Here is a 2,782-nt window from a genome sequence, read left to right as displayed (position 1 = left end):
GAGGGAAGACCACCCAATAATTGCCAGGGGACTTGTATTGGAACCCCGCGTCCATGTAACGAGACACACACGTGATACACCAAGCCCGGCCAGTAAAGGGCTCCGTTTGGCATCTGTTCCGGGCTCGGAGGGAATAAAGCCGGAAAATGAGGAAATAATTTTGAGAAAAACGCCATTTTCACGTCTGATGGGGGAGGTAAATTTTTACCACATTCTACGGGCCGAAAAGAGGGAGCCACAGGTTTTGGCTTGCAGCGGCAATAATCCCGTGTCCGGAGGGCATTATGAGGGTTTCCGGGTTAGCAGGGATTCTCACGTCGTAGAATCTACGGCTGGGGATGCCCGTTACCAGCTATCAGGACTATGGGGAAGAGAAGAACATCCAAAAGATCTTTGAAGATTGAGGATGAGAAGATCCGTCGGCTTTTCGAACCTTTCGGGTTCGAAGAAATGCTTCGCATTTCTTCTCCTCCTCAAGGTCTGATGACCTTTCGGAATTCGAAGAAACCTGATAGTATTCTTCTCTACTTTAAGGTCTGATGATCTTTCGGAATTTGAAGAAACCTGATAGTATTCTTCTCTACTTTAAGGTCTGATGATCTTTCGGAATTTGAAGAAACCTGATAGTATTCTTCTCTACTTTAAGGTCTGATGATCTTTCGGAATTTGAAGAAACCTGATAGTATTCTTCTCTACTTTAAGGTCTGATGATCTTTCGGAATTTGAAGAAACCTGATAGTATTCTTCTCTACTTTAAGGTCTGATGATCTTTCGGTCAGAACACATTTGCTTCCGAGTACACCAGCACCTGGTCCTGCTGGAGCTCGTACGGCTTGATCTCGCGGGAGTGTTGTGACATCCGCATCTTCACTACCTCAAGGGCAAGGTGGACCGCGGAGAGATCGGATGGCCGCACGTAGCGGAGGAGGATGACCGTGTCGGAGAGGTACTCGATGAGGCCATGGCGGCTGGAGAAGACATTGTCCCGATGTGTTTCCGAGGTCAGCATAATGGTGCAGTTCTTGTCGCGGAGCCCCTCGATGAACCGGAACATCTCCTGCCTTCGCTCGGAATCCGTGGTAAAGAGATCCTCGAACAGGGAGATGGGGTCGATGACAACCCGGGTTGCCTTCACCTCTTCGATGAGCTTGGGCAGCTCGTTCTTGATCCGGTTATTGGCAAGGTTGAAGTCCGTGGGATCGAGCTTGATCACAAAGAGCGACTTGTTCAGGTACGGCTTGACATCCCATCCTTTCTGCTCCATGTAGGTGAGGATACGCCCTTCCCGCTCCTCAAGGCTGATGTAAATGATGTTCTCTTTTTTCTTGAGCCCTTCCCAGACAAACTCAAGCGAGAAGGTTGTCTTTCCCGTACCATAGGTGCCGATGATCGAACAGATACTGTTCCGGATCAGCCCCCCGCCCAGCATATCGTCCAGGCCCGGGATCCCGATCTTGACCCTGTCGCCATTCATATAACCACCCGGATGTTGCTGACCTCAAACCCGCCGGCTTCCGATATCCTGACCGCGAACTTCACCAAATCCTTCTCCTCCAGGTGGGGCATGACACCGCGGAACTTCTCGAAGTACATGACCCGCTGCCGCCGGGCACCGGTCGATTCCTCCCACTTGAAGAGGAGCACGGCATCTGCTATGTCGGCAAGCTCCCGCTCCTGCGCAGACTCCAGGATACCCCTGCTCAGCAGCAGGTACACGGTTATCCCCCGCTGCTTGGCAACCCGCTGCAGGCCCCGGAGAAAACCGGCAAGGCTGGTCCAGCAATGCGGCACCGTGGACTGGGTCGCAATATCGGTGATAGAATCAAGGATGATAAGGCCACCGGGACTGGCGTTGTTGACAGCATTTGCCAGCTGGACAAGGAGCGTGTCCTGCCCTGCCCGCTTCTGGAGCCGTGTTATGACACTGCTCTGGCTGTACCATTCATTCGGGACAACGCTGTTGTCGAAATAGAGCTCCGAGAGGTCGTTGAACTGGATGGCATCAACCAGGTTCTCCAGTCCCGTGACATGGAACGAATTCAGGATCTCCTGGCGCACATCGTCTTTGATCCGCGTGAACGTGATGTACCGTATCTCCTTTGGGGCAACCAGGTTCTCCGGCAGGGTCTCCTTCATGAGACCGAGGTTGTTGACAACCGAGCTGTAGGTGAACTCGTAACTCCCCGCACCGAGGTCCCCGAGAAGGAGGATGACCGATCCCGGCGGGACGCCACCTTCAAGTACGGGATCGAGCGAAGCGATACCAGTAGGCATTTTCTTTCGATGAGAATCCTGCATTTTTGCCTCTCAATGACGATCAAGCGGAAGTTTGCAAGAGAAAGTGTCATGGACTGGCACTTAAAGATATCTGCCGGCAGGAGGGAGCGGGACCGTTCCGGGAAAAATGGAGAAAGGAACGATGAAACGGGCCGGATAAATCGCCCGGATATCCCCTTGCAGACACACCCTTATATAACTTGATCTCACGAACTATACATCGGAACACCAGTATCTTCAGGAGGGAGATCGCGGACCATGGGACTGGGAGACCTTATCAAATCCCGCAAACGGGTCGAGACCGGAACACAACCCGGATCAACGGCGGATGGGAGTGCTGCGGCCGGGAGTGGAACCGGGCAGCAGCCCCCTGCAGCTGGCGGGGATGCTGCTGCAGCCGGATCACCCGGGAAAAAGTCCGGCCTCTCGATCCGCAGGCTACTATCGCTTGAAAAGGGCAGTGACAAGGCACCGGTAGAGGAATATGATTTCGAGCGGCACGGGA

At 53.2% G+C, this 2,782-nt stretch carries 3 protein-coding genes and 1 pseudogene; 2 read left to right on the top strand and 2 right to left on the bottom strand.

The genetic code is table 11. The annotated features are described in order from the left end of the window. Window positions 1–397, top strand: a 397-nt coding sequence (locus tag CW742_RS09975; protein WP_292419876.1) for a hypothetical protein, incomplete at its 5' end; no start/stop codon positions are given. Window positions 398–775: 378 nt separating this feature from the next. On the opposite strand, the gene CW742_RS09970 is transcribed toward CW742_RS09975, so the two are convergent. Then, window positions 776–1,474, bottom strand: a complete 699-nt coding sequence (locus CW742_RS09970; protein ID WP_292419874.1) for a KaiC domain-containing protein — start codon at window positions 1,472–1,474, stop codon at window positions 776–778. Next, the gene (locus tag CW742_RS09965) at window positions 1,471–2,274 is read right to left on the bottom strand and encodes a hypothetical protein (protein ID WP_342764871.1); all 804 of its coding nucleotides are present in this window, start codon (window positions 2,272–2,274) and stop codon (window positions 1,471–1,473) included. The genes CW742_RS09970 and CW742_RS09965 overlap by 4 nt, the downstream gene beginning before the upstream one ends. A 261-nt stretch (window positions 2,275–2,535) precedes the next feature. Between CW742_RS09965 and CW742_RS09960 the strand changes: the two are divergent. After that, window positions 2,536–2,782: pseudogene (locus CW742_RS09960) on the top strand (secretion system protein E); the annotation flags it as partial.

This window comes from Methanoregula sp., from assembly GCF_002835825.1.
Taxonomy (GTDB): Archaea; Halobacteriota; Methanomicrobia; order Methanomicrobiales; family Methanospirillaceae; genus Methanoregula.
The sequence above is the reverse complement of the archived record's forward strand: the minus strand, read 5'-3'. Positions and strand labels throughout refer to the sequence as shown.

Excerpts from the sequence above, each read along its gene's own strand:
- CW742_RS09970 (WP_292419874.1), bottom strand. The coding sequence starts at position 1,474 with ATGAATGGCGACAGGGTCAAGATCGGGATCCCGGGCCTGGACGATATG.
- CW742_RS09965 (WP_342764871.1), bottom strand. The coding sequence starts at position 2,274 with ATGCCTACTGGTATCGCTTCGCTCGATCCCGTACTTGAAGGTGGCGTC.